This window comes from Pseudomonas sp. R1-6 (assembly GCF_051132115.1).
Lineage (GTDB): Bacteria > Pseudomonadota > Gammaproteobacteria > Pseudomonadales > Pseudomonadaceae > Aquipseudomonas.
Map to the genome: position 1 here is coordinate 4,613,797 of NZ_CP071662.1, position 25,256 is coordinate 4,639,052.

Genomic DNA, 25,256 nt, shown 5'->3' on the forward strand with positions numbered 1-25,256 from the left:
AAAAGCCGCTGATTGCTCAGCGGCCTTGTCGGGTCTGTTACTGCTTGCCTTGCTTGTCGATCAGCGCGGCCAGGGCTTCGTACTCTTCTGGCAGCAGGTCGGTCAGCGGCGTGCGCACTGGGCCCGCGTCATAACCAACGATCTTCGCGCCGGCCTTGACGATGCTCACCGCGTAACCCGCCTTGCGGTTGCGGATGTCCAGGTATGGCAGGAAGAAGTCGTCGATGATCTTGCCGACAGTCTCGTGATCTTCGCGGGCAATGGCGTGGTAGAAGTCCATCGCGGTTTTCGGGATGAAGTTGAACACCGCCGAGGAGTAGACCGGCACGCCCAGGGCCTTGTAGGCCGCGGCGTAGACTTCAGCGGTCGGCAGGCCGCCCAGGTAGCTGAAACGGTCGCCGAGGCGACGACGGATCGACACCATCAGTTCGATGTCGCCCAGGCCGTCCTTGTAGCCGATCAGGTTCGGGCAGCGCTCGGCCAGTTGTTCCAGCTGGGTCGCGTTCAGGCGGCAGACGTTGCGGTTGTACACCACCACGCCGATCTTCACCGATTTGCACACGGCTTCAACGTGGGCGGCAACGCCGTCCTGGCTGGCTTCGGTCAGGTAGTGCGGCAGCAGCAACAGACCCTTGGCGCCCAGGCGCTCAGCTTCCTGAGCGTATTCGATAGCCTGGCGGGTGGCACCGCCGACGCCGGCGAGGATTGGCACGCTGGTGGCGCAGGTATCGACGGCAGTCTTGATGACTTGCGAATACTCACTGGCGGCCAGGGAGAAGAATTCACCGGTGCCGCCCGCCGCGAACAATGCAGAGGCGCCGTACGGGGCCAGCCACTCGAGGCGCTTGATGTAGCTGTCGCGATTGAAATCGCCATTGGCAGTGAAATCGGTAACCGGGAACGACAGCAGGCCCGACGAGAGGATGGACTTCAGTTCTTGTGGATTCATTATTCGAACACCCTGGACGCAAATGTTGTGTTGTGGAAATGGTTCAGCTTCATGTGAAGTTGTAGGTCATCGTACAACTTAAAATGTGGGCGTCAACTGTATTTCGTCTTTTGTCGGGAAGCGGGCAACGGGTGTTTGGCGGGAAGCCTTGTAGAACGGGGCTTTGGGTGTGATGGGAGACGAGTGAAACTTGTGGACTGAGAACCGGAACCGCTTGTCGCCACTGTCAACTCTGCCAGTAGGCGCCGTTGCGGCATGGGGGCATAACCCAGGCATGGCCGTGCAAAGCTCGGCCGTGATCCTTTTCATAAACTGTAAGTGAGTCGCCCGTACGTGACGATCAGGGCTGCCTCACAGGAGTGACATCATGAGGACGTATGCAAAGCCCACGCTCGAGGAATTTCCAGACAAAGACGCAGTGACGATCAACCTGTCAAAGACAGAGATGTTAACCGTGAAAATTCCGGATGCAGATTTCCACAAGTACTCGAACGCCACGCTGACTCTGACTCTAACGCGTCCTGTAGGAGCGTTTACACCTTTGACCGATGGCGAGGAAGGTACCCCATGCACGAATGTGAAAGTGGATCTAACTCGCGCCGACTTGGAAGCTTTCGAAGGCGAATCGGTTGAGCTTCGTTACGAAGTGACCTATGAGAGCGGCGGGGATGACAAATCCGACCCGCTAATGTTGCGGATCAAGGCGTAGGACTGCGCATCTACTCTTTATCGAACGGTGCACAGACGTAAAGCTGGACACCACTACCCTGTGGCGAGGGAGCTTGCTCCCGTTCGACTGCGAAGCAGTCGCCAACCTGTAGAAGGACGGATCGCTCAAAGAGCTGAGGGGGCCGCTTCGCAGCCCAGCGGGAGCAAGCTCCCTCGCCACAACAGCATCCTCGGCGCCCGAGCAGTGAGCGACTTTCAGCCCTGCGCCTGCGCCTCTTCATGGGCCTGGCGCAGCCGCTCACGACTGTTAGTCAAATGCAAGCGCATGGCCGCACGGGCCGCATCGGAATCCTGGCGAGCGATGGCCTCGTAGATTTCCTCGTGCTCGCGACTCAGTCGATCCATGTAGTGCTGTTGGTCGTCATGGGCCAGGCGCGCCGAGTTCAGCCGGGTGCGCGGGATGATGCTGGTGCCCAAGTGGGTCATGATGTCGGTGAAGTAGCGGTTGCCGGTGGACAGGGCGATTTCCAGGTGGAAGGCGAAGTCCGAGGCCACCGCGTCGCTGGCGTGGGCCGCGCTTTCGTTCAAGGCATCGAGCGCCGCCCGCATCGCCGACAGTTGCTCATCGCTGCGGCGCTGCGCCGCGAGCCCGGCGGATTCCACTTCCAGGCTGATGCGCAACTCCAGGATCGCCAGCACATCGCGCAGCGTGACCACCGTCGCCGGGTCGATGCGAAAGCCGCTCGGGCTGGGCGTGTCCAGCACGAAGGTGCCGATGCCATGGCGGGTTTCAACCTGGCCGGCCGCCTGCAAACGGGAAATTGCCTCGCGCACCACCGTGCGGCTGACGCCATGGGCCTCCATGATCGCCGACTCGGTGGGCAACTTATCGCCACGCTTGAGCAGGCCGTCGCGAATCTGCTCGGTCAGCACCGTCACCAGCTCCTGCGCCAGGCTGCGGCGCTTGCGGGGAAGGCGTGGGACGTTGATCGGGTTTTCCATGGTGTGTCTCTATCTGACAGGCGGCTAAGTATGCATCATAGCGCAACGTGGTTGTACGATCACCGTGCTCACTGGTGGGCCTTTTCAAAGGTTACTGCCATGCATCGCTGTGGCGAGGGGATTTATCCCCGCTGGGCTGCGTAGCAGCCCCTTGGTCTATTGGCAGACTCAATATCGAGACCGTTGATTTGAAAGGGGCGCTTCGCGCCCAGCGGGGATAAATCCCCTCGCCACAACAGCGTTCGACAATGACGATCAAGCGGTCACGGCCTGCTCCACCAGTTGGCCATTTTCGATACGCACATGTCGCGGATGGAAACGTTTCAAGCTGCTTCGGTGCCCGACACTGACAATGCTCAGGCCTGGCAACTGGTCGATCAGCGCCTGGTACAACGTCGCCTCGTCTTCTTCATCCATCGCCGAAGTCGCTTCGTCCATGTACAACCACAGTGGCGCGTAAAGCAACGCCCGGGCAAAGGCCAGGCGTTGTTGCTCGCCGGGCGAGAGCATGCGCTGCCAGTGGTTGCTTTCATCCAACCGCGCCACCAGGTGCGGCAGGCGACAGGTTTCGAGCACCTGTGCATAACGTTCGTTGGGGTAGACATCGCCGGCCTGTGGGTAACTCAGCACTTCCCGCAGGCTGCCAATCGGCAAGTAGGGCTTTTGCGGCAGGAACAGATAACGCGCCGAGGGCAGGAGAATGCTGCCATGCCCCGCAGGCCACAGATGCCCCATCGCCCGCAGCAACGTTGACTTGCCGCTGCCGGAGCGACCACTGAGCATCACCCGCTCGCCCGGCTCCACGCTCAGTTCGCCATGGGTCAGCAGATGCCGACCATCGTTCAGGTCCAGCCCGAGATCGTGGACCTTCAGCTCGTTGCCCTGGCTCTGTACATCAATGGCCGGCACGCGCTCTTCGTTGTCGCTCATCGCCTGGCGGAAACTCAGCAGACGGTCGCAGGTGGCGCGCCACGCGGCGAGGTTGGCGTAGGCGGTAATGAACCAACTGAAATTCTCCTGCACATTACCGAACGCCGAGTTGATCTGCATGAGTTCGCCCAGTTGGATCTTGCCCGCGAAATAACGCGGCGCGGCGACGATGAATGGGAAAATGATTGCGATCTGGCCGTAGCCGGACGTAAAGAATGTCAGGCGCTTGGACACCCGCATGATGTCCCAGAAGTTGTGCCAGACCAGGCCGAAACGACCACTCAAGCGATGATTCTCATTAGGCTCGCCGCCATAGAGCGCGATGCTCTCGGCGTTCTCGCGCACCCGCACCATGGAGAAACGCAGGTCGGCTTCGAAGCGCTGCTGGTTGTTGTTCAGACCGATCAGGCGACGGCCGATCAGGTGCGTCAGCCAACTGCCCACCGCCGCATAGACCAACGCGCACCAGAACATATAGCCAGGGATGGTGTAGCCGAACACCTCGATGCTGCCAGACACGCCCCACAGGATAATCGAGAACGACACCAGGCTGACCACCGTGCGAAGCAGCCCCAGGCCCAGCTCCAGCGTGTTGCTGGTAAAACTGTTGAGGTCTTCGGAGATCCGCTGGTCGGGGTTGTCCGTGTAGCCACCCTGCTCCAGCCGGTAGTAGTTCTTGTTGTTGAGCCAGCGGGCGAAATGCTGCTCGGTGAGCCAGGCCCGCCAGCGGATGGTGAGCATTTGCGTGAGGTACAAGCGGTACACCGCCCCCAGGATCGCTACCGCCGCGATGCCGCAGAAGTACAGGATCAACCGCCAGAATGCCACGGTGTCCTTTTCTTGCAGGGCGTTGTAGAAATCCCTGTACCAACTGTTGACCCACACCGAAATCGCCACGCTGAACAACGACAGCGCGATCACGGCGATCAATAGCGTCCAGGCCTTGCCCTTCTCCTCACTGCGCCAGTATGGCGTGGTCATCTGCCAGACACGGCGCAAAAAATGGCCGCGCACCGCGTCATTGACCGCGGAATATTCAGCGTTCTGATTCATGGTTAAGGCTCAATAAAGGAATAACTCGGGCCGATGATAGAGCAACGGCCCGATCTGTCGCGAGAGGGACAGCATTCGTTCAGCGCAGGTTCAGCGACGCACCGGACGCTTCTGCAATTTGCGCTGCAAGGTCCGCCGGTGCATGCCCAAGGCACGAGCCGTGGCGGAAATATTGCCTTCGTGCTCAGTCAGCACCCGCTGGATGTGTTCCCATTGCAGGCGATCCACCGACATGGGGTTTTCCGGCACCAGGGTATCGAGGTCGGCGTGCTCGGACAGCAGCGCCGCCAGCACATCGTCGGCATCCGCCGGTTTGCACAGGTAGTTGCACGCGCCGCGCTTGATGGCCTCGACCGCGGTGGCAATGCTCGAATAACCGGTGAGGATCACCACGCGCATCTCCGGGTCCAGCTCCAGCAGCTTGGGCAGCAGCACCAGGCCGGAGTCGCCGTCCATTTTCAGGTCGAGGGCGGCGTAGTCCGGCAGGTCGGCCTGGGCGATGGTCAGGCCCTCTTCGGCGGAACCGGCGGTGCTGACCCGAAAACCGCGACGGGACATGGCCCGGGCCATGACGCGGGTAAAGGTGGCGTCGTCATCCACCAGCAGCAGGTGCGGCAGTTCTTCGCCGTCGACTTGGATCTCGTCACTCATATTCGTCTCCTCGGTCGGCATGGGGCAGGCGCAGCTCGGTGAGCGTACCGCCTTCCTCATGGGGGTAGAGTTTCACCGAGCCGCCGGCGCGTGTCACGCTGGCCTTGCTCAAAAACAGGCCCAGGCCGAAACCCTTGCCCTTGGTGGTGAAAAACGGTTTGCCGATCTGCTCGGCAATCGCCAGCGGCACACCGGCGCCGTGATCGCGAATACAGATCGTCAGTTCATAGGCGTCCCAGTCCAGCACCACTTCCAAGTTTTCCGGGCAGGCGTCGGCGGCATTGTTCAGCAGGTTCAGCAAGGCCTGGGTCAAGTCCGGCGGCGGCGCCATGCGCGGCACCGTGCCCTTGCCCAGGCACTGGAAGCGATAACTGGCTTCGGGGCGCATCAGGTGCCAACGGTTCAGGGCATCGTCGAGCCAGAACGTGACCGCCTGCATGTCGATGTCCAGCCGGCGGTTGGCCTCGGCGGCGCGCACCAGGTATTGCAGGGTTTCCTTGCAGAGCTTGACCTGGTCTTGCAGCACACTGAGGTCTTCTTGCAACGCCGGGTCTTTATGGTCCTGGCGCATTTCCTTGAGCAGCACGCTCATGGTCGCCAGCGGCGTGCCCAGTTCATGGGCAGCGCCGGCGGCCTGGGTCGCCACGGCCAGCAGTTGCTCGTCCCGCAGGCCTTCTTCACGACGGATCGCCCGCAACTCTTCCTGGCGACGCAATTCTTCGGCCATGCGCGCGGCAAAAAAGGTGATGACCGCAGCCGCCAGGGCGAAGCTCAGCCACATGCCGTAGATCTGCAGGTTTTCCCGGGCGATGGGGAAGGTTTCCAGCGGATAGAAGCGCGCCAGCAACAAGGTGTACAGCGCCAGGGCGATGCCGGACAGGATCAGCGAAAAACGCCACGGCAGTGTCACGGCGGCGATGGTCAGCGGCACCAGGTAATAAGAGACGAAAGGATTGGTGGAGCCGCCGGAGAAATACAGCAGCGCGCTGTGGATAAACAGGTCGCAGGCCAGTTGCACAGCATATTCAAGTTCGGTCACTGGCCATGAGGTGCGCAGGCGAATCGCAGTCAACGCGCAAAGTACGCTGGAAAAGACCAGCGTGATTGCCAGTTGCAGCCAAGGTAGCGGCAGCAGGTCGAACCAATAGGCAAGCCCCACCGAGCCGGCCTGGGCTGCGAGGACCAGAATGCGGATAAACGTCAGGCGCCATAGGTTCTGGCGCGAAGCGGAAGTCATTTGCAAAGGGGCGAGCATGAGCTCTCCTGATGAGCGCTCCAGGCGGATCGCACGGAGTATAACCAAGGCAGGGCTTGCAGCGGCGGATATGCGGCAAAGCGCCACAGCTTTGGACGCTACATAGCCCCCTGTGGCGAGGGAGCTTGCTCCCGCTGGACCGGTCCGACGCTTCGGGCGCAGCAGGCCCAAAAGATTACGACTGCTGCGCAGCCGAGCGGGAGCAAGCTCCCTCGCCACGAAAAGCCACTGGGCCGCAATCTGTATAGAAGTTGTAACTGTGCGAACCGCACCATAAACGCTAGAGTCTTATCGTTCACGCAGGCCCGGAACCTACCCCTGCGCATCATCCCAAGGAGCTTTCATGCACACGTTCAGTCGCCCCGCCGCCCTGCTCGCCCTCAGCCTCGGCACCGTCGCCAGCCTGCCGGCCTTGGCCGCCGATGAGCTTCATTACAACCAGATTTCCCTGCGCGCCGAAGCCAGCCAGGAAGTGGCCCGCGACCTGATGATCGTCACCCTCTACACCGAGGAACAGAACACCGACCCGGCCAAACTCGCGGCCACCGTCAGCACCACACTGAACAAAGCCATTGGCCAGGCCAAGCAGGTCAAGGACATCAACTTGCGCCAAGGCAGCCGCAACAGCTACCCGGTCTACGATAACAAGGGCCAGAAGATCACCGGCTGGCGCGAACGCGCCGAGCTGCGCCTGGAAAGCGCCGACTTCGCCGCCCTGTCCAAACTCACCGGTGAATTGCTCACCGACATGAAAATGGCCGGCATGGACTTCGCCATCGCCACCGCCACCCGCCAGACCAGCGAAGACGCCCTGCTCAAGGACGCCGTCAACGCCTTCAAGGCCCGCGCCCAACTCGCCACCGAAGCCTTGGGCGGCAAGGGTTACAAAATCGTCAACCTGAACTTCAACACCAACGGTTATCCACAACCGTACATGCGCCCGCAGATGATGATGAAAGCGGCGTCCATGGATGCCGAGTCGGTCACGCCGGAAGTGGAAGCAGGCACCAGCAAAGTGACGATGACGGCGGATGGGGTTGTTGAGGTGTTGATGCAGTGATGATCGGCGGTGGTTCAGTTAATTTTACTGACTGAACCACCGAAGCCGAGCGACAAAAACTCCGTGGCTAGGGAGCTTGCTCCCGCTGGGCTGCGCAGCGGCCCCAAACCTGACACCTCGGTGGATCAGATGGATGGAGTCGCTGCTGTTAGGGCCGCTTCGCAGCCCAGCGGGAGCAAGCTCCCTCGCCACAGGTTTGGTGGTCGGCGGGACATAGGCATATTGCTTCGACCTCTGCTGGGGTCTTCTCGGAACGGAGTCGCACAATAGTTTTGACATTTCCAAAAGCAGCACGGGAGAACTGTCCACGTTTTATGGAACGTGGACAGCGAAAGATTAGGCCTCCTTGAAAAGTCAAAATGTTTTTCTCAGGCATGAAATGTACAGCCTTCACACCTGGGCCTTCAGGGTACCTTCGCGAACAAACCCACCCACAACTGATCGGGTACATCCGTGAAAAGATAGGCAGGCTACAAGGCCGCCTTCGCGAGCAGGCTCGCTCCCACAAATGGATTGGGTATGACCGGGAGAGCCAGGTCGACTACCAGTTCAGCTTTGCTCCCACAGACCTGACAGGTGTACGACCCGGGAGAAACGCTATACCCAAACCCCACGGTCCCCCTCACTTTTCGATATTTCCACCACCCCCACCCGCAACGCTACTCTCCTGAAAACCTCACCGCCCCCAAGGGATTTCATGGACAGAACCACCTTCAAGCCCCTCCTGCTCGCGCTGGCCCTGATCAGCAGCGCCCCATTGGCCCAAGCCGCCACCACCCTGGTCTACTGCTCCGAAGCCAGCCCCGCCGGGTTCGACCCCAGCCAATACACCAGCGGCACCGACTTCGATGCCTCGGCCGAAACCGTGTTCAACCGCCTCACCCAGTTCAAGCGCGGCGGCACCGAGGTCGAGCCCGGGTTGGCGTCAAGCTGGGACGTATCCGCCGATGGCCTGGCCTACACCTTCCACCTGCGCGAGGGTGTGAAATTTCATACCACCGAGTTCTTCACCCCGAGCCGCGACTTCAACGCCGACGACGTGTTGTTCACCTTCCAGCGTCTGCTCGACTCACAACACCCGTTCCGCCAGGCCTACCCCACCGAATCGCCGTACTTCACCGACATGGGCCTGAACACCACGATCAAGAGCGTCGAGAAGGTCGACGAGCACACCGTCCGCTTCAACCTCAATAACGTCGACGCCGCGTTCGTGCAAAATTTGGCGATGAGTTTTGCCTCGGTGCAATCGGCCGAATACGCCGCGCAATTGTTGAAAGAAGGCAAAGCCGGCGACCTCAACCAGAAACCCGTCGGCACCGGGCCGTTCGTGTTCAAGCGCTACCAGAAGGATTCGCAGATCCGCTACGTCGCCAACACCGCGTACTGGAAACCCGAGGACGTGAAGCTCGACAACCTGATTTTTTCCATCACCCCGGACGCCGCCGTGCGCCTGCAAAAGCTCAAGCGTGGCGAATGCCAGGTCAGCGGTTATCCGCGCCCGGCCGATATCGAAGTGATGGAGCAAGACCCGAACCTGCAGGTGCTCAAGCAGCCCGGCTTCAACCTGGGCTTCCTGGCCTACAACGTGACGCACCCGCCTCTGGACCAGCTCAAGGTCCGTCAGGCGCTGGACATGGCCATCGACAAGCCAGCGATCATCAAAGCGGTGTACCAGAGCGCCGGGCAACTGGCGCAAAACGCCTTGCCACCGGCCCAATGGTCGTTCGACCCTGCGATCCAGGACGCGCCCCATGACGTGACCAAGGCCAAGGCGCTCCTCAAGGAAGCCGGGGTTGCGCCCGGTACAACCATTGATTTATGGGCGATGACGGTGCAGCGCGCCTCCAACCCCAACGCGCGGATGTCGGCGCAAATGATCCAGCAGGATTGGGCCAAGATTGGTATCAAGGCCAACATCGTCAGCTACGAATGGGGCGAATACATCAAGCGCGCCAAGAACGGCGAGCATGACGCAATGATCTATGGCTGGACCGGCGACAACGGTGATCCGGACAACTGGCTCGGCGTGCTTTATAGCTGCGCGGCGGTCAAGGGCAGCAACTACGCCAAGTGGTGCGACCCGGCCTATGACCGGTTGATCCAGCAGGCCAAGGTCGCGACCGACCGGCAAAAACGGATCGAGCTGTACCAGCAGGCGCAGAAAATCCTCAAGCAGCAGGTGCCCATCACACCCATTGCCAACTCAACGGTGTTCCAGCCGATACGCAAGGAAGTGGTGGATTTCAAACTCAGCCCGTTTGGCCTTACACCCTTCTATGGCGTGGGTTTGAACAAGTAAAACCCGCTCCATGGCGGTGCATCGCAGCCCTGCGCTGCACCGCCAGCGGGCGCCTTTTGCCCCAAAAAAACCTGCGCAAACGATCAAATGCGTCAAAAGTTACAAAGATGCGACATTAAGGTACGTTCGTGCCACTGTTTCAGAGTTGAAACCGCTCTAGATCTTGCATTGGGTATGGGGCCTGCATAAGTATCCGCAGGACGACTCACGAGGTCGCCCTCAAATCCAAAAATGACAACAAATCATGAGGCCAACATGCTTAAACACGCGGTCATTCCGTTTTTAGTCGGTGCAGGCTTGTTAGCCAGCGCTCCTTTCGCTTCCGCCGCGACTAACCTGGTGTTCTGCTCCGAAGGCAGCCCGGCCGGTTTCGACCCCGGTCAGTACACCACCGGAACCGACTTCGATGCCTCTGCAGAAACCATGTTCAACCGCCTGACCCAGTTTGAGCGCGGCGGCACCGCCGTGATTCCTGGCCTGGCCACCAAGTGGGACATCTCCGAAGACGGCCTCACCTATACGTTCCACCTGCGTGAAGGCGTCAAGTTCCACACCACCCCGTATTTCAAGCCGACCCGTGAATTCAATGCCGACGACGTGCTGTTCACGTTCAATCGGATGATCAACAAGGACGACCCGTTCCGTAAGGCGTACCCAACCGAATTCCCGTACTTCACCGACATGGGGATGGACACCAACATCACCAAGATCGATAAAGTCGACGACCACACCGTCAAGTTCACCCTCAAAGATGTCGACGCCGCGTTCATCCAGAACATGGCCATGAGCTTCGCCTCGATCCAGTCCGCCGAATATGGCGCTCAACTGCTCAAGGAAGGCAAGGCCCCGGACATCAACCAGAAGCCGGTCGGCACCGGCCCGTTCGTGTTCAAGAGCTACCAGAAAGATTCCAACATCCGCTACACAGGCAACAAGGAATACTGGAAGCCTGAAGACGTGAAGATCGACAACCTGATCTTCGCCATCACCACCGACCCGTCGGTGCGTATCCAGAAGTTGAAGAAGAACGAGTGCCAGATCACTCTCTTCCCACGCCCGGCCGACCTCCAGGCCCTGAAGGACGACAAAGCGCTGAAGATGCCTGACCAGGCGGGTTTCAACCTGGGTTATGTAGCTTACAACGTGATGGACAAAGTCAAAGGCGACGACAAGCCCAACCCACTGGCTGACCTGCGAGTTCGTCAAGCCTTGGACATGGCTGTGAACAAGCAACAGATCATCGACTCTGTGTACCAAGGAGCGGGCCAGCTGGCGGTCAACGCCATGCCACCGACCCAGTGGTCCTACGACACCACCATCAAAGATGCCAAATACGACCCAGAGAAAGCCAAGGCGCTGCTCAAGGAAGCCGGCGTCAAGGAAGGCACAGAGATCGTTCTGTGGGCCATGCCGGTTCAGCGTCCGTACAACCCGAACGCCAAACTGATGGCGGAAATGCTGCAGAATGACTGGTCCAAGATCGGTCTGAAGGTCAAGATCACCAGCTACGAATGGGGCGAATACATCAAGCGTTCCAAAGGTGGCGAAAACCAGGCCATGATCATTGGCTGGAGCGGCGACAACGGTGACCCGGACAACTGGCTAAACGTGCTGTTCGGCTGCGACTCGCTGCAAGGCAACAACTTTTCCAAATGGTGTGACAAGAAGTTCGACGGCCTCGTGAAAGAAGCCAAGCGCACCACCGACCAGGCCAAGCGCACCGACCTCTACAAACAGGCACAACACGTCCTCAAGGATGCTGTGCCGATGACACCTATCGCTCACTCGACGGTGTATCAACCCATGCGCGCCAACGTGCAGGACTTCAAGATCAGCCCATTTGGCTTGAACTCCTTCTACGGCGTCAGCGTCAGCAAATAACGATAGGCAACGGCGGCGCTTCAACGTCGCCGTTGTGCTATCCGCCAAGACCCAAGGAAACCGCCTGCCTTTGGAAGCACCGCACACAGCGGTAGCCGAGAGGGCATCGCCTTTTCCCACATGTCTTTCAGGCGTTACGCATTTACCGCCTCGCCCACGACTCATACCGTCGGGCTACCGGTTTGCTAATGCTGTGGCATCGCTGTTTTACGCAATGGAATGAGCCCAGTGCCCCGGACCTGTCCCCGAAGAAGGACGCCGGTTCGCTGACAAACACCCCGAACGAGAGAGGGAGCGTCATGCGCCATACCTTGGTTTTATCCGCATTGCTGGGCACCGGCCTGCTGGCCGCCACATCCGCAGCCCAGGCCGCCGGCGGCAGCCTGGTGTTCTGTTCCGAAGGCAGCCCCGCCGGTTTCGACACCGCGCAATACACCACCGCCACTGATAACGACGCCGCCGAGCCGCTGTACAACCGCCTGGCCGAGTTTGAAAAAGGCGCGACCAATGTCGTCCCGGGCCTGGCAACAAGCTGGGACATTTCCGAAGACGGCTTGAAGTACACCTTCCACCTGCGCGAAGGGGTGAAGTTTCATACCACCGATTACTTCAAGCCGACCCGGGATTTCAACGCCGACGACGTGCTGTTCACCTTCAACCGCATGCTTGACCCGCAGCATCCGTTCCGCAAGGCCTACCCCACTGAGTTCCCGTACTTCAACGGCATGAGCCTGAACAAGAACATCGCCAAGGTAGAAAAGACCGGGCCGCTGACGGTAGTCATGACGCTGAACAGCGTCGACGCAGCGTTCATCCAGAACATCGCTATGAGCTTCGCCTCGATCCTGTCGGCTGAATACGCCGACCAGTTGCTCAAGGGCGGCAAGCCGAGCGATATCAACCAAAAGCCGATCGGCACCGGGCCGTTCGAGTTCAAGAGCTACCAGAAAGACTCCAACATTCGCTACGTCGCCAACGACAAGTACTGGGCACCGGAGCGGGTGAAGCTGAAAAACCTGATCTTCTCCATCAACACCGATGCGTCGGTGCGGGTGCAGAAACTCAAGGCCAACGAATGCCAGGTCACCCTGCATCCGCGCCCGGCCGACGTGCCCGCCTTGAAGAACGATCCCAAGCTGCAGTTGATCGAGAAGCCCGGCTTCAACCTCGGCTACATCGCTTATAACACTCGCCACAAACCCTTCGACCAGGTCGAAGTGCGCCGTGCGCTGGACATGGCGGTGAACAAGCAAGGGATTCTCAACGCGGTGTACCAGGGCGCGGGGCAACTGGCGCAGAACGCCATGCCACCGACCCAATGGTCCTACGACGAGACCATCAAGGACACGCCTTACAACCCGGAAAAAGCCAAAGAGCTGCTCAAGGCCGCCGGAGTCAAGGAAGGCACCGAAATCACCCTCTGGGCCATGCCCGTGCAACGCCCGTACAACCCCAACGCCAAGCTGATGGCCGAGATGCTCCAGGCCGACTGGGCGAAGATCGGCCTGAAAGTGAAGATCGTCAGCTATGAATGGGGCGAGTACATCAAGCGCACCAAGAACGGCGAGCACGACATCAGCCTGATCGGCTGGACCGGCGACAACGGTGACCCGGACAACTGGCTGGGCACGCTGTACAGCTGTGACGCCATTGGTGGCAACAACTACTCCATGTGGTGTGACCAGGATTACGACAAGCTGATCAAGCAGGCCAAGATCGTCACCGACCGCGAAAAGCGCACCGTGCTCTACAAACAGGCCCAGCAGTTGCTCAAGCAGCAAGTGCCGATCACCCCTGTTGCCCACTCGACGGTCAACCAGCCGCTGAGCGCCAAAGTCGAAGGGTTCAAAGTCAGCCCCTTCGGTCGCAACGTCTTCTCGGGCGTCAGCCTGAACCCATAACCGTATCGCCGCACAGCGAGGGCTTCTCTGGAAGCCCTCACGCAGACGTCTTGCCGTAATTCGCCGATCCGGCGCCAGGCAAACGTTTGCACGCTGCAAATGAGCTGTAAACCAAATAGCCGTATCACCAAAAAAGAACGGCATAAAAAAGAAAGAAAAAGGAGCGTTACCGATGAAACTGAGCAGCACCGCGATACTGGCCTTGGCCATCAGCAGCATCACCGCGACGGCCTATGCAGAGTCCCAGAGCCAGGCTGTTACGCCGGTGACGGTCAAGACCAGCAGCGCTCAATCCGAAGCCAAGGGCTTTATTGAAGGGCAAAAGCTTGAGGGCAGTACCCGTAACTGGTACTCCAACGAACAACTCAAGCGTGGCGCAAAATTCTCGTATCAGAAGAACGGCGCCCTGGCTCCAACTGATCGCCGCATCAACTGGATGCAAGGCACCATCATCAAGTACAACTCGGGCTTCACCGAGGGCACTGTTGGCTTCAGTACCGAAGTGGCTGCCTACAACGCTATCGCGCTGGAGCGCGACCGCAAGAATCTGGCATCGGCCAATGGTGGCGCTCCAGAGCCAGGACGAGGCGGCCGCGGAAACAACCGTACCCTGACTGAGAGTGGCGGCGATGCTGTCGACCAGTGGAGCAAGCTGGGCCTGGCCAACGTCAAGGCCCGTGTTTCGAACACTACCCTGACTGCAGGTCGCCAGAATTTCAGCAGCCCGATGGTCGATGTGATCGGCAACCGTGCCCTGCCTTCGAGCTTCGAAGGTGTGAGCCTGCACAGCGAAGAGCTGGAGAACCTGTCTTTCGATATCGGCACCTTCGATCGCAACTCGCCTCGTACCGAACAGAGCCAGCGCAAGTTCCGCTCCGAATACGGTAACTCCTCGGCTGAAGCCGACCATGTAAATACCGCCGGTATCACTTACCAGCCGCTCGCCAGCCTGACCACCAGCCTGTGGGGTACCCAGGCCGAAGACCTGTGGAACCAGTACTACTTCGGCGCCAGCCACGTGCTTGGCGACAGCTCGGTACTGAGCCTGACCACTGGCCTGAACTACTACAAGACCGTCGATTCGGGTTCTGCCCTGCTGGGCGATATCGACAACGATACCTACTCGCTGTCGTTCGGCCTGACTCACCAGGCTCATACCGTGACCTTCTCGTACCAGGAAATCAATGGCGACGAGTACTTCGACTACCTGCACGAAACCAACGGCATCTACCTGGCCAACTCTCTGCTGTCGGACTTCAACGGCCCGAACGAGAAATCCTTCCAGATCGCCTATGGCTTGAACATGGCCGAGTACGGCGTGCCGGGCCTGAAGTTCAACGTCTACCAAGCCCGCGGCTGGGGTATCGATGGCACTCACTACACCGGTAACAAAGGCGTAGTTGGCAAGGGTTACGACGGCGTCCAGGCCATGGACGGTGAACATCACTACGAGTACGGCATCGGTGCTTCCTACGCCGTGCAGAGCGGTCCGTTGAAGGCCACCGCGATTCGTGCGACCTACACCGCTCACCGCGCCAGCGAGAACCAGGCCGACGGCAGCATCAACGAATTCCGTCTGGTCACCACCATCCCGTTCAACATTCTCTAAACTGCCACCGGGCGGTCGACTCAAAAGGTCGCCCGCCCGGTCTTTTGCCAATTACCCGATTGCAGAGGATTGACGATGAACATGAACCCCCTACGCGCCGCCATCGCCGCCGCGCTGCTGAGTGTCGCCGTTGGCGCCACGGCCAAACCCCTTGTGGTTTGCACAGAAGCCAGTCCGGAAGGCTTCGACATGGTCCAGTACACGACTGCAGTCACCGCCGATGCCGTGGCGGAAACCATTTTCAATCGCCTGGCTGATTTCAAGCCCGGCACCACCGAAGTGATTCCGGCTTTGGCCGAATCCTGGGACATCAGCGACGATGGCCTGACGTACACCTTCCACCTGCGCAAGGGCGTCAAGTTCCACACCACCGATTACTTCAAGCCGACCCGCGACATGAACGCCGACGACGTGGTCTGGAGCTTTCAGCGCCAGCTGGACCCGAATCATCCGTGGCATAAACTGTCGAGCGTGGGCTTCCCGTACTTTGAAAGCATGGGCTTCAAGGAGCTGCTGAAAAACGTCGAGAAAGTCGACGAGCACACGGTCAAGTTCACCTTGACCCGCCGCGAAGCGCCGTTCCTGGCCGACATCGCCATGGCGTTCTCTTCGATCTACCCGGCTGAATACGCCGACCAGTTGCTCAAGGCCAACAAGGCCGGCGACCTCAACAGCAAGCCGATCGGCACCGGCCCATTCGTGTTCCAGCGCTACAGCAAGGATGCCCAGGTTCGCTTCAAGGCCAACCCGGACTACTTCCGTGGCAAGCCACCGGCCGATGCGCTGGTATTGGCCATCGCCACCGACAACAACGTGCGCATGCAGAAACTCAAGACCAACGAATGTCAGATCGCGCTGTACCCAAAACCCGATGACATCCCCAGCATCAAGAAAGACCCGAACCTGAAGGTCACCGAGCTGGACGCGATGACCGTTTCCTACACCGCGCTGAACACCAGCAAGAAGTACATGAGCGACGTGCGTGTACGCAAGGCCATCGACCTGGCCTTCGACAAGGAAGCCTACGTCAACGCCCTGTTCGGCAAGGGCAACGCCACCGTGGCGGTTAACCCGTACCCGCCGACACTGCTGGGCTTCAATCACGAACTGAAGAACCCGACCCGCGACCTCGACAAGGCCCGCCAGTTGCTCAAGGAAGCCGGCGTGCCGGAAGGCACCGTGTTTACCTTGTTCACCCGCAACGGCGGCGGCCCGACCAACCCCAACCCGATGCTCGGCGCGCAAATGATGCAGGCCGACCTGGCGAAAGTCGGGATCAAGGTCGACATCCGCGTGATGGAGTGGGGCGAAATGCTCAAGCGCGCGAAAAACGGCGAGCACGACATGGTGTCCGCCGGATGGGCGGGCGACAACGGCGACCCGGATAACTTCCTGACGCCTATGCTCAGTTGCGAAGCCGCCAAGAACGGCGAAAACTACGCGCGCTGGTGCAACGAGAAATTCCAGGCGCTGCTCGACCAGGCACGCGCCACAGTGAACCCCGAGGAGCGCGCCAGGCTCTATGAACAGGCCCAGGTGATCTTCAACCAGGACCAGCCATGGATCAGCATGGCCCACACCCGCATGTTCACGGCAATGCGCAAGAACGTAGAGGGCTACGTGATTAGCCCGCTCACCACCAACAACTTCGCCACCACCCAGGTGAAGTAGATAAGAAAACGCCCTTCGACGCTTGACCCCAAGCCTCGAAGGGCACGCCTAACCGGCTGATGAGGTACACCTGAAGATGTTTAGTTTTATTGCCCGCCGACTGGGATTATTGATCCCCACGTTCTTCGGCATCACCTTGCTGACCTTCGCGTTGATTCGCATGATCCCCGGCGACCCCGTGGAAGTGATGATGGGCGAACGTCGGGTCGATCCCGAAATGCATGCACAGGCAATGGAACGCCTTGGCCTCAACAAACCGCTGTATGCCCAATACCTGGACTACATCGGCAAACTGGCCCAGGGCGATCTCGGCGAATCGCTGCGTACCCGTGAAAGCGTATGGACCGAGTTCAGCTCCCTGTTCCCCGCGACCCTGGAACTGTCCATGGCCGCCCTGTTGTTCGCCGGTATCCTGGGCCTGCTGGCTGGGGTGATCGCGGCACTCAAGCGAGGATCCCTGTTCGACCATGGGGTGATGGGCGTCTCCCTCGCGGGATACTCGATGCCGATCTTCTGGTGGGGCCTGATCCTGATCATGTTCTTCTCGGTGTCCCTTGGCTGGACGCCGGTGTCGGGGCGGATCGACCTGCTCTACGACATCGAGCCGAAAACCGGCTTCATGCTGATCGACACGCTGCTGGCCGACGAGCCAGGCGCGTTCCTCGATGCGCTGCATCACCTGATCCTGCCGGCGATCGTGCTGGGCACCATTCCGCTGGCGGTGATCGCCCGCATGACCCGCTCTTCGATGCTCGAAGTGCTGCGCGAAGACTACATCCGCACCGCCAAGGCCAAGGGCCTGTCGCCGTCGCGCGTGGTGTTCGTGCATGGCCTGCGCAACGCGCTGATCCCGGTGCTGACCGTGGTCGGCCTGCAAGTCGGCACGCTGCTGGCCGGTGCGGTCCTGACCGAAACGATCTTCTCCTGGCCGGGCATCGGCAAGTGGTTGATCGAAGCCATCGGCGCCCGGGACTATCCCGTGGTGCAGAACGGCATCCTGTTAATCGCCTGCCTGGTGATTCTGGTCAACTTCGTCGTGGACATCCTCTACGGCTTTGCCAACCCACGTATCCGTCACCAGCGCTGAGATCAAGACCATGAGTACTCCAACTACCGCGGTAGCAGTCGATCAAAGCCTGCTGTACCCGTCCCCTTACAAAGAATTCTGGCAAGCGTTTTCCCGCAACAAGGGCGCCGTCGCCGGGCTGATGTTCATGATCCTGATCGTGTTCTGCGCGATCTTCGCTCCGTGGGTCGCGCCTCATGACCCGAGCGAGCAATACCGTGACTTCCTGCTGACGCCACCGGCCTGGCTGGAAGGTGGGCAGATGCAATTCCTGCTGGGCACCGACGAACTGGGCCGCGACCTGCTGTCGCGCCTGATTCAGGGCTCGCGCCTGTCGCTGCTGATCGGCTTGTCGTCGGTGGTGATGTCGTTGATCCCGGGCATCCTGCTGGGGCTGTTCGCCGGGTTCTTCCCGCGCATCCTCGGCCCGACCATCATGCGTCTGATGGACATCATGCTCGCCCTGCCGTCCTTGCTGCTGGCCGTGGCGATCGTCGCCATCCTCGGCCCAGGCCTGATCAACACCGTGATCGCCATCGCCATCGTCTCGCTGCCATCCTACGTGCGCCTGACCCGCGCCGCCGTGATGGGCGAACTGAACCGCGACTACGTGACCGCCGCCCGCCTGGCCGGTGCCGGCCTGCCGCGCCTGATGTTCATCACCGTGCTGCCCAACTGCATGGCACCGCTGATCGTCCAGGCGACGCTGAGCTTTTCCTCGGCGATCCTCGACGCCGCCGCCCTGGGCTTCCTCGGCCTCGGCGTGCAGCCGCCAACCCCTGAATGGGGCACCATGCTGGCCTCGGCCCGCGACTACATCGAACGCGCCTGGTGGGTCGTGAGCCTGCCTGGCTTGACCATTTTGCTCAGCGTGCTGGCAATCAACCTGATGGGCGACGGGCTGCGCGATGCGCTGGACCCTAAACTCAAAAATGCCGCCTGAGGAGATTCCCATGTCACTGCTAGAAATCAAGAATCTCAACGTCCGCTTCGGCGACGCCACCGCCGTGCCGGTGGTTGACGGCCTGGACCTGAGCGTGGACAAAGGCGAAGTCCTGGCGATCGTCGGCGAATCGGGCTCGGGTAAATCCGTGACCATGATGGCGCTGATGGGCCTGATCGAGCACCCCGGCATCGTCACCGCCGACGCGCTGAACTTCGACGGCAAGAACATGCTCAAGCTGAGCAACCGCCAGCGTCGGCAGATCGTCGGCAAGGACCTGGCGATGGTGTTCCAGGACCCGATGACCGCGCTCAATCCCAGCTACACCGTCGGTTTCCAGATCGAAGAAGTGCTGCGCCTGCACCTGAAGATGTCCGGCAAAGCCGCCCGCAAGCGCGCCATCGAACTGCTGGAAAAAGTCGAAATTCCCGGCGCCGCGAGCCGCATGGACGCGTACCCGCACCAACTGTCCGGCGGCATGAGCCAGCGCGTGGCGATTGCCATGGCGATTGCCGGCGAGCCGAAGTTGTTGATTGCCGATGAACCGACCACCGCCCTGGACGTGACCATCCAGGCGCAGATCATGGACCTGCTGCTGGCCCTGCAAAAAGAGCAGAACATGGGCCTGGTGCTGATCACCCACGACCTCGCCGTCGTGGCTGAAACCGCCCAGCGCGTGTGCGTGATGTACGCCGGCCAGGCCGTGGAAGTGGGCAAGGTGCCTCAGTTGTTCGACATTCCCGCCCACCCATACAGCGAAGCGCTGCTGGCGGCGATTCCAGAACACAGCATGGGCGCCGAGCGCCTGGCGACCTTGCCGGGTATCGTTCCCGGTCGCTATGACCGTCCGCAAGGCTGCCTGCTGTCGCCGCGCTGCCCGTATGTGCGCGACAACTGTCGCCAGGAGCGCCCTGCCCTCGATCCGAAAACCAACAGCCTCGCCCGCTGCTTCTACCCGTTGAACCAGGAGGTGGCGTGATGGCCGTCGTACTTACCGCCCGTGACCTGACCCGTCATTACGAAGTGTCCCGTGGCATGTTCAAGGGCCATGCGACTGTGCGCGCCCTCAACGGGGTGTCGTTCGAACTGGAGGCCGGCAAGACCCTGGCCGTGGTGGGCGAATCCGGTTGCGGCAAATCCACCCTCGCCCGGGCCCTGACGCTGATCGAAGAGCCGTCCGCGGGCTCCTTGAAAATCGCCGGTCAGGAAGTGGCCGGCGCCAACAAGGCCGAACGCAAGCAACTGCGTAAAGACGTGCAGATGGTGTTTCAGAGCCCGTATGCGTCCCTCAACCCGCGGCAGAAAATCGGTGATCAACTGGCCGAGCCGTTGCTGATCAACACCAACCTGTCGGCCACCGAGCGGCGTGAGAAAGTCCAGGCGATGATGAAGCAGGTGGGCTTGCGTCCCGAGCATTACCAGCGCTACCCGCACATGTTCTCCGGCGGCCAGCGCCAGCGCATCGCCCTGGCCCGCGCCATGATGCTGCAACCCAAGGTGCTGGTGGCGGACGAACCGACCTCGGCGCTGGACGTATCGATCCAGGCCCAGGTGCTGAACCTGTTCATGGACCTGCAACAGGAATTCAACACCGCCTACGTGTTCATTTCCCACAACCTGGCGGTGGTCCAGCACGTCGCTGACGACGTGATGGTAATGTACCTCGGCCGCCCAGTGGAAATGGGCCCCAACGAGTCGATCTACAGCCGCCCGCTGCACCCATACACCCAGGCGCTGCTGTCGGCCACCCCGACCATCCATCCGGACCCGAACAAGCCGAAGATCAAGATCGTCGGCGAACTGCCCAATCCGTTGAACCCGCCGTCCGGCTGCGCCTTCCACAAGCGCTGCCCGTACGCGACCGAGCGCTGCAAGACCGAAGAGCCGGCGTTGCGGCCGTTGGATAACCGGTTGGTGGCGTGTCACTACGCCGAGCGGTTCCTCGACGGCGCGGCGTGAGACTAAAAGGCTAAAAGGCAGCAAAGCACTTAAGGCAGAAAAGCACTTGTGGCGAGGGAGCTTGCTCCCGCTGGACTGCGCAGCAGTCCCAAAAAGGGCCGCTACGCGCCCCAGCGGGAGCAAGCTCCCTCGCCACGGGCAATAAAAAAACCTCCAGTCCGACCAGGGCTGGAGGTTTTTTATGTCGGATATCTACGTCTGGCTATCGCCCTCTGCATCTTCATCGCTATCCGGTGTATCGATTGGCGAACCATCATCATCCTCGCCATCGTCCGGATCGCCTGCGTCCGCATCGGTCGCGGCCAGCATCATCTCGCCTTGCACCACCGAACCGCTCGAGGCGTGTTTCTCATGCTCGTCGCACTCGGCCCACGCAGCCGTTGAGCCGAGGGAAAGCACCACCAAAACTTTCAGCAAAAACATCATGCGCAGCAGCTTATTCATAGCCCAATTCCTTCTTTATCCGGATACAGCAGAGCCCGATGGCGCTTAAGGGAAGCTAATTTTGAACAAAGTAGCACACAAGATAGGACGCCCCGAAACAGCTAGAAATGCCGCCGTCGTAAAGACAAGTTTCGAATAACCCTTATTACAAAAGGTGCTGATCGCCGTTTCCCATTGCCTGGGTTTGGGTGATCAAGAATGGAGAAGTTGCACAAAAACAGTGTGGGTGGCTTGGAGATCAAGGGCGGGCACAAAACCAATGTGGGAGCGAGCCTGCTCGCGATGACGCCGGCACATCCTGAAAAGATGCCGGCTGACCACCGCTGTCGCGAGCAAGCTTTGCTACCACAGGTTGGCCCGAGATTGGTGTTAAGAACCTGGGCCCTTTAACCGCAGGCATCGAGCCTTACAGACAAATACCCAGTAACACGGAGCCCTAGTCCCGAGGCTACGTTGCCTTGCGCCTTTGCCTACAACTAAGCCAGAATCCGCCCGCTTGTGCGCCTTGGGGCGGGACCTTATGGTTACCGGGTCGCTGAAAATCAGCGGTCGGGTTTAGCGACCCGAACCTTAGGCACATAAGCAACCATGCATCATTGCGGCGTCCAAACTCGCAACAATGTTATGGCGGCTGTATGTAGGAGACCTTCGGGTCTACCGGGTGCCTATGTCCGGTTCGCTAACCTGCGTGCAGTCGCCACCATCCTGTTTAGCGATAGGTCTTGGCGGCTCCCATTCCCCATAGGAGCGTCATCATGTTCAAAGCCACACCCAACCCACCAGAATCAGACCCCACCTCGTCCTACTCAAGCCTCGACCCGGAAAAATTCCACGAAGCCACTGAGCGGGCGCTCGATTATTATTTGAAGCCGGAACAGGCCAAAGCCAAGAAAGCCCCGTCAGCAGCGCAGCTCTTCACTGTCGTCGAGAGCATCGATACTGAAAGCCTGCTCGCCAACCTCAGCGAAAACCTGGCCTCCGCCAACGCCATGATCAGCGACTTGGCGTTCGATCTTGAGGGTTCTCGCCGGCATGTTGCGATGGGGATCCTGCAAGTGACAGAGGTGAGTGAGCTACTGGCGAATCGGGCGCTGGATATCGCCGATCCACGCTAGCAACTCGCCGCACATCAAAAGGGCTGGCCGGCATTTGTAGGCGCCTCGACTACAAGGCCGGCAGCCCGTCCATGCAAGCTGAACCACTACCTTGAAAAACGCCGCCATCGCGAGCAAGCTCGCCCCCACAAGCCGCGCGTCAACTTAGCGCCAAGCGCTAGATCCTCACACCTCGCTATCAGTCACCTTGGCTAATTCCAGTCGCTCCTGATCCAATGCGCTCTCACTAACGATTGCCATGACTAGCGTACAGAAGAACGATCCGCCTTGAATAAAAAACCAGATGGACACCAACGCCACGAGGTCAAACTCTACGAAATGTGCAAAAGGCACGAGAAACAGAGCACACAGGAGATAAATGAGCCCTATCAAAATTTCGACCGAAGACGACTTAACCCCTCGCAGAAAATTTCCGGATTGTTTGAACTTATTCGTTCTAACCCACGAAATCTGGAGTTTAAATAAAGGTAAAATGAACGCCTTCACACCCACCCATCTCAGGGCACCTTTGAGCATCAATGTCATGAAATAATCACGCACTTCGTTGCTCCCCAGTTCTCTGACGCCGATCCATATTTCAAGAAATTTTACAACCACTGCCGCCCCAATCAAACCCAAGAAACCATGGGGTATTTGCAATACCTGCGAACTCGACACCAGAAAGACGCAAATGAGAAAAAAAGATATATCCACCAAAAATGCACACGCACCGATACAATCTTTAAAGGTCGTATACAATCTCAAGCTTCTTTGAGCCACCGTCATTTTTTCGTTAGTCAGCCCAAGGTATCGACGCCAATTCACCCTGAACTCCTGGGTGGCTCCCGCCCACCAACGAAACTGTTGTTTTTTTATCCCGTCCAGAGTTTCTGGTATAAGCCCTTTGCCCCATGTGTCGCTGAATACATGCCCTGTATATCCCTTAGCCATAATTCTCATGGCCAGCTCCAGATCCTCGGTAAGCGCCCATTCTGCCCACCCGCCGAGTTCTTCAATCAAATGACGCCTAACCATACACACCGTACCCACCAGGTAACCGGCACCGTATTCGTTCAAGGCAGGATGTACTGTTTTATGGCCAATTAAATAGTGATGATAAACGCCAGATAAAAACGGATTACCCCGCCACTCCCGATAGTCATGACTGGTCTGCACGAACCCCGTTTTTTCATCTTCAAAAAGTGCGATATATCGCCTTATGAACGCAGGGTCCACTATATAATCCGCATCGATAATCAAAACAATTTCTGCGTCGACGTTCGAGTGACGTAGCGCAAAATTTATGGCGCCCGCCTTTGCACCAGCGAGAGGATCGACATGAAAAAAACAAAATCGTTGCCCTAGTTTTGTACAGAATTTTTCAACCGGCTTCCAAAGCTCAGGATCTTTTGTGTTATTGTCAACAACCAACACCTCAAAATTATCATACTCAAGGTTCGCCACTGCACTTAGGGTGGCAATAACCAAAGCCGGAGGTTCCGCATAACAAGGAACATGTATGGAAATCAACGGATTCCACCGCCCATCGGCCATACTTATTTTTTGCAGCGCAGCATCACGCTTCGGAAAATTGATGGTAAATCTCGGCAAGTCTTCAAGCACTCTGCAAAGCATATAATATACCGCGATGAGCAGACAAATAAGCTGAATAACATAGATACAACCCCAAAGTAAAATCCCCAACTCCACTTGCTGAATTTTTTGATTTACAAAAATCAGGATAGCCGCAGGCACAGTAAACCTAGCCACCAGCAGCCCGACACCAAACAGACTGATAATTGGAATATAAAAACGAACTAGAAACCCTAAAGCTACTCCGCCTAGCAAAGAAAACAACGCCCCCTCCATCTCTCCTGTAACGACGGCGACTGAGATGAGACTCGATATGAAACTCGTTATCCAGAGACCACTCCACAAATATGCCGACGGCTTGGCATAGGAATATCTGGCCCAAAGAATAAGCGCACTTAAGACGTTAAGTGTGGCAGCAAAATATAACGACTCCACGATCGTCTCCCTGTATTGACATTACATGTGAAGCGTTTGTCGAGCCGAATCTATGCGCGTCGGGATAGGGCTGTCTACTGTCAAAGATGACAGTAGACAGCCTAAGTTATTAGCAAGTAGTAAACAAAAAACCCCTCCAGCCCCAACTAAGTCTCAGTTGGGGCTGGAGGGGTTTTCTTCAGGTCAAAAATCTACGTCTGGCTATCGCCTTCCGGATCCTCATCATCATCCGGCGTATCGATTGGCGAACCATCATCATCCTCGCCATCGTCCGGATCGCCTGCATCCGCACCGGTCGCGGCAAGCATCAACTCACCCTGCGCCACCGATCCGCTTGATGCATGTTTTTCATGCTCATCGCACTCAGCCCAGGCAACCGTTGAACCGAGGGACAGCATCACCAACACCTTGAGCAAAAACATCATGCGTAGCAGCTTAGTCATGACCAATTCCTTCTTTTTCCGGATAAAGCCGGGGCCCGACGGCGCTCAAGAAAATCTAGTTCTGAACTGCCCGGTTCACCAGATAAGACGCCACCGAACCGCCAGAAATGCCCCCGCACGACAGAATGGTTTCGAATAAGCCTTATTTCAAAACCAACTAACACCCAAAACCCAGTGTGGGAGCGAGCCTGCTCGCGAAGAGGTCGGCACATCCAACATCCAGACAAGCTGACCCACCGCTATCGCGAGCAAGCTTTGCTTCCACAGAGGAAACAGTGCCGGACACAAATTTTATGCCCACTGAAGATCCAGTGTGGGAGCGAGCCTGCTCGCGAAGAGGCCGGCACAT

The 25,256-nt window shown here is 58.9% G+C and carries 20 protein-coding genes; 12 read left to right on the forward strand and 8 right to left on the reverse strand.

What is annotated here, in order from left to right; genetic code table 11:
- Nucleotides 1-37: 37 nt before the first annotated feature.
- Nucleotides 38-949: a 5-dehydro-4-deoxyglucarate dehydratase gene (kdgD, locus tag J3P81_RS20880; protein ID WP_186613371.1), complete on the reverse strand. Its 912-nt coding sequence runs from the start codon at nucleotides 947-949 to the stop codon at nucleotides 38-40.
- A 367-nt stretch (nucleotides 950-1,316) separates the two neighbouring features.
- Between kdgD and J3P81_RS20885 the strand changes: the two genes are divergently transcribed.
- Complete coding sequence (locus J3P81_RS20885) at nucleotides 1,317-1,658, forward strand: hypothetical protein (RefSeq protein ID WP_434560663.1); 342 nt, start codon at nucleotides 1,317-1,319, stop codon at nucleotides 1,656-1,658.
- A 215-nt stretch (nucleotides 1,659-1,873) separates the two neighbouring features.
- Here the strand turns inward: J3P81_RS20885 and J3P81_RS20890 are convergent, their stop codons facing one another.
- From J3P81_RS20890 to J3P81_RS20905, 4 genes are all read right to left on the reverse strand, one after another.
- Nucleotides 1,874-2,620, reverse strand: coding sequence for a FadR/GntR family transcriptional regulator (locus J3P81_RS20890; RefSeq protein ID WP_420765536.1), 747 nt, complete (start codon nucleotides 2,618-2,620; stop codon nucleotides 1,874-1,876).
- A 255-nt stretch (nucleotides 2,621-2,875) separates the two neighbouring features.
- Nucleotides 2,876-4,603 carry an ABC transporter ATP-binding protein/permease gene (locus J3P81_RS20895; protein ID WP_434560665.1) on the reverse strand — a complete coding sequence of 576 codons (1,728 nt, stop codon included), beginning with the start codon at nucleotides 4,601-4,603 and terminating at the stop codon, nucleotides 2,876-2,878.
- 90 nt (nucleotides 4,604-4,693) lie between these two features.
- Nucleotides 4,694-5,254 (reverse strand): response regulator transcription factor, encoded by a 561-nt coding sequence (locus J3P81_RS20900; protein ID WP_003177957.1) that lies wholly within the window; start codon nucleotides 5,252-5,254, stop codon nucleotides 4,694-4,696.
- Nucleotides 5,247-6,509, reverse strand: a complete 1,263-nt coding sequence (locus J3P81_RS20905) for an ATP-binding protein (protein WP_420765538.1) — start codon at nucleotides 6,507-6,509, stop codon at nucleotides 5,247-5,249. Before J3P81_RS20905 ends, J3P81_RS20900 begins: the two co-directional genes overlap by 8 nt.
- A gap of 343 nt (nucleotides 6,510-6,852) precedes the next feature.
- Between J3P81_RS20905 and J3P81_RS20910 the strand changes: the two genes are divergently transcribed.
- From J3P81_RS20910 to J3P81_RS20955, 10 genes are all read left to right on the forward strand, one after another.
- The gene (locus tag J3P81_RS20910) at nucleotides 6,853-7,569 is read left to right on the forward strand and encodes an SIMPL domain-containing protein (protein ID WP_434560667.1); all 717 of its coding nucleotides are present in this window, start codon (nucleotides 6,853-6,855) and stop codon (nucleotides 7,567-7,569) included.
- Nucleotides 7,570-8,266: 697 nt separating this feature from the next.
- Entirely contained in the window at nucleotides 8,267-9,868 is a 1,602-nt protein-coding gene (locus J3P81_RS20915) for an ABC transporter substrate-binding protein (RefSeq protein ID WP_434560669.1), read from the forward strand.
- A gap of 255 nt (nucleotides 9,869-10,123) precedes the next feature.
- The gene (locus J3P81_RS20920) at nucleotides 10,124-11,749 is read left to right on the forward strand and encodes an ABC transporter substrate-binding protein (protein ID WP_420765543.1); all 1,626 of its coding nucleotides are present in this window, start codon (nucleotides 10,124-10,126) and stop codon (nucleotides 11,747-11,749) included.
- A 299-nt stretch (nucleotides 11,750-12,048) separates the two neighbouring features.
- Nucleotides 12,049-13,650 carry an ABC transporter substrate-binding protein gene (locus J3P81_RS20925; RefSeq protein ID WP_434560671.1) on the forward strand — a complete coding sequence of 534 codons (1,602 nt, stop codon included), beginning with the start codon at nucleotides 12,049-12,051 and terminating at the stop codon, nucleotides 13,648-13,650.
- A gap of 172 nt (nucleotides 13,651-13,822) precedes the next feature.
- Entirely contained in the window at nucleotides 13,823-15,259 is a 1,437-nt protein-coding gene (locus tag J3P81_RS20930) for an OprD family porin (RefSeq protein ID WP_434560673.1), read from the forward strand.
- A 75-nt stretch (nucleotides 15,260-15,334) separates the two neighbouring features.
- Complete coding sequence (locus J3P81_RS20935; protein WP_420765546.1) at nucleotides 15,335-16,930, forward strand: ABC transporter substrate-binding protein; 1,596 nt, start codon at nucleotides 15,335-15,337, stop codon at nucleotides 16,928-16,930.
- Between the two features lie 76 nt (nucleotides 16,931-17,006).
- A complete protein-coding gene (locus J3P81_RS20940) occupies nucleotides 17,007-18,017 on the forward strand; it encodes an ABC transporter permease subunit (RefSeq protein WP_063322947.1) in 1,011 nt (336 codons plus the stop codon).
- A 10-nt stretch (nucleotides 18,018-18,027) separates the two neighbouring features.
- A complete protein-coding gene (locus J3P81_RS20945) occupies nucleotides 18,028-18,939 on the forward strand; it encodes an ABC transporter permease subunit (RefSeq protein WP_186706009.1) in 912 nt (303 codons plus the stop codon).
- A 10-nt stretch (nucleotides 18,940-18,949) separates the two neighbouring features.
- Entirely contained in the window at nucleotides 18,950-19,918 is a 969-nt protein-coding gene (locus J3P81_RS20950; protein WP_420765548.1) for an ABC transporter ATP-binding protein, read from the forward strand.
- Entirely contained in the window at nucleotides 19,918-20,898 is a 981-nt protein-coding gene (locus tag J3P81_RS20955) for a peptide ABC transporter ATP-binding protein (RefSeq protein WP_030139820.1), read from the forward strand. Before J3P81_RS20950 ends, J3P81_RS20955 begins: the two co-directional genes overlap by 1 nt.
- Before the next feature lie 192 nt (nucleotides 20,899-21,090).
- On the opposite strand, the gene J3P81_RS20960 is transcribed toward J3P81_RS20955, so the two are convergent.
- A complete protein-coding gene (locus tag J3P81_RS20960; RefSeq protein ID WP_420765549.1) occupies nucleotides 21,091-21,342 on the reverse strand; it encodes a hypothetical protein in 252 nt (83 codons plus the stop codon).
- Between the two features lie 755 nt (nucleotides 21,343-22,097).
- Between J3P81_RS20960 and J3P81_RS20965 the strand changes: the two genes are divergently transcribed.
- Entirely contained in the window at nucleotides 22,098-22,457 is a 360-nt protein-coding gene (locus J3P81_RS20965) for a DUF6124 family protein (protein WP_434560675.1), read from the forward strand.
- Nucleotides 22,458-22,622: 165 nt separating this feature from the next.
- Here J3P81_RS20965 and J3P81_RS20970 read toward each other — a convergent pair whose 3' ends face one another.
- Together J3P81_RS20970 and J3P81_RS20975 are read right to left on the reverse strand one after the other, a co-directional pair.
- Nucleotides 22,623-24,464, reverse strand: a complete 1,842-nt coding sequence (locus J3P81_RS20970) for a glycosyltransferase (protein WP_434560677.1) — start codon at nucleotides 24,462-24,464, stop codon at nucleotides 22,623-22,625.
- A gap of 191 nt (nucleotides 24,465-24,655) precedes the next feature.
- The gene (locus J3P81_RS20975; protein ID WP_434560679.1) at nucleotides 24,656-24,907 is read right to left on the reverse strand and encodes a hypothetical protein; all 252 of its coding nucleotides are present in this window, start codon (nucleotides 24,905-24,907) and stop codon (nucleotides 24,656-24,658) included.
- Between the last annotated feature and the right edge of the window lie 349 nt (nucleotides 24,908-25,256).

Coding starts and splice junctions, on each gene's coding strand:
- kdgD (WP_186613371.1), bottom strand. CDS start 949: ATGAATCCACAAGAACTGAAGTCCATCCTCTCGTCGGGCCTGCTGTCG.
- J3P81_RS20885 (WP_434560663.1), top strand. CDS start 1,317: ATGAGGACGTATGCAAAGCCCACGCTCGAGGAATTTCCAGACAAAGAC.
- J3P81_RS20890 (WP_420765536.1), bottom strand. CDS start 2,620: ATGGAAAACCCGATCAACGTCCCACGCCTTCCCCGCAAGCGCCGCAGC.
- J3P81_RS20895 (WP_434560665.1), bottom strand. CDS start 4,603: ATGAATCAGAACGCTGAATATTCCGCGGTCAATGACGCGGTGCGCGGC.
- J3P81_RS20900 (WP_003177957.1), bottom strand. CDS start 5,254: ATGAGTGACGAGATCCAAGTCGACGGCGAAGAACTGCCGCACCTGCTG.
- J3P81_RS20905 (WP_420765538.1), bottom strand. CDS start 6,509: ATGCTCGCCCCTTTGCAAATGACTTCCGCTTCGCGCCAGAACCTATGG.
- J3P81_RS20910 (WP_434560667.1), top strand. CDS start 6,853: ATGCACACGTTCAGTCGCCCCGCCGCCCTGCTCGCCCTCAGCCTCGGC.
- J3P81_RS20915 (WP_434560669.1), top strand. CDS start 8,267: ATGGACAGAACCACCTTCAAGCCCCTCCTGCTCGCGCTGGCCCTGATC.
- J3P81_RS20920 (WP_420765543.1), top strand. CDS start 10,124: ATGCTTAAACACGCGGTCATTCCGTTTTTAGTCGGTGCAGGCTTGTTA.
- J3P81_RS20925 (WP_434560671.1), top strand. CDS start 12,049: ATGCGCCATACCTTGGTTTTATCCGCATTGCTGGGCACCGGCCTGCTG.
- J3P81_RS20930 (WP_434560673.1), top strand. CDS start 13,823: ATGAAACTGAGCAGCACCGCGATACTGGCCTTGGCCATCAGCAGCATC.
- J3P81_RS20935 (WP_420765546.1), top strand. CDS start 15,335: ATGAACATGAACCCCCTACGCGCCGCCATCGCCGCCGCGCTGCTGAGT.
- J3P81_RS20940 (WP_063322947.1), top strand. CDS start 17,007: ATGTTTAGTTTTATTGCCCGCCGACTGGGATTATTGATCCCCACGTTC.
- J3P81_RS20945 (WP_186706009.1), top strand. CDS start 18,028: ATGAGTACTCCAACTACCGCGGTAGCAGTCGATCAAAGCCTGCTGTAC.
- J3P81_RS20950 (WP_420765548.1), top strand. CDS start 18,950: ATGTCACTGCTAGAAATCAAGAATCTCAACGTCCGCTTCGGCGACGCC.
- J3P81_RS20955 (WP_030139820.1), top strand. CDS start 19,918: ATGGCCGTCGTACTTACCGCCCGTGACCTGACCCGTCATTACGAAGTG.
- J3P81_RS20960 (WP_420765549.1), bottom strand. CDS start 21,342: ATGAATAAGCTGCTGCGCATGATGTTTTTGCTGAAAGTTTTGGTGGTG.
- J3P81_RS20965 (WP_434560675.1), top strand. CDS start 22,098: ATGTTCAAAGCCACACCCAACCCACCAGAATCAGACCCCACCTCGTCC.
- J3P81_RS20975 (WP_434560679.1), bottom strand. CDS start 24,907: ATGACTAAGCTGCTACGCATGATGTTTTTGCTCAAGGTGTTGGTGATG.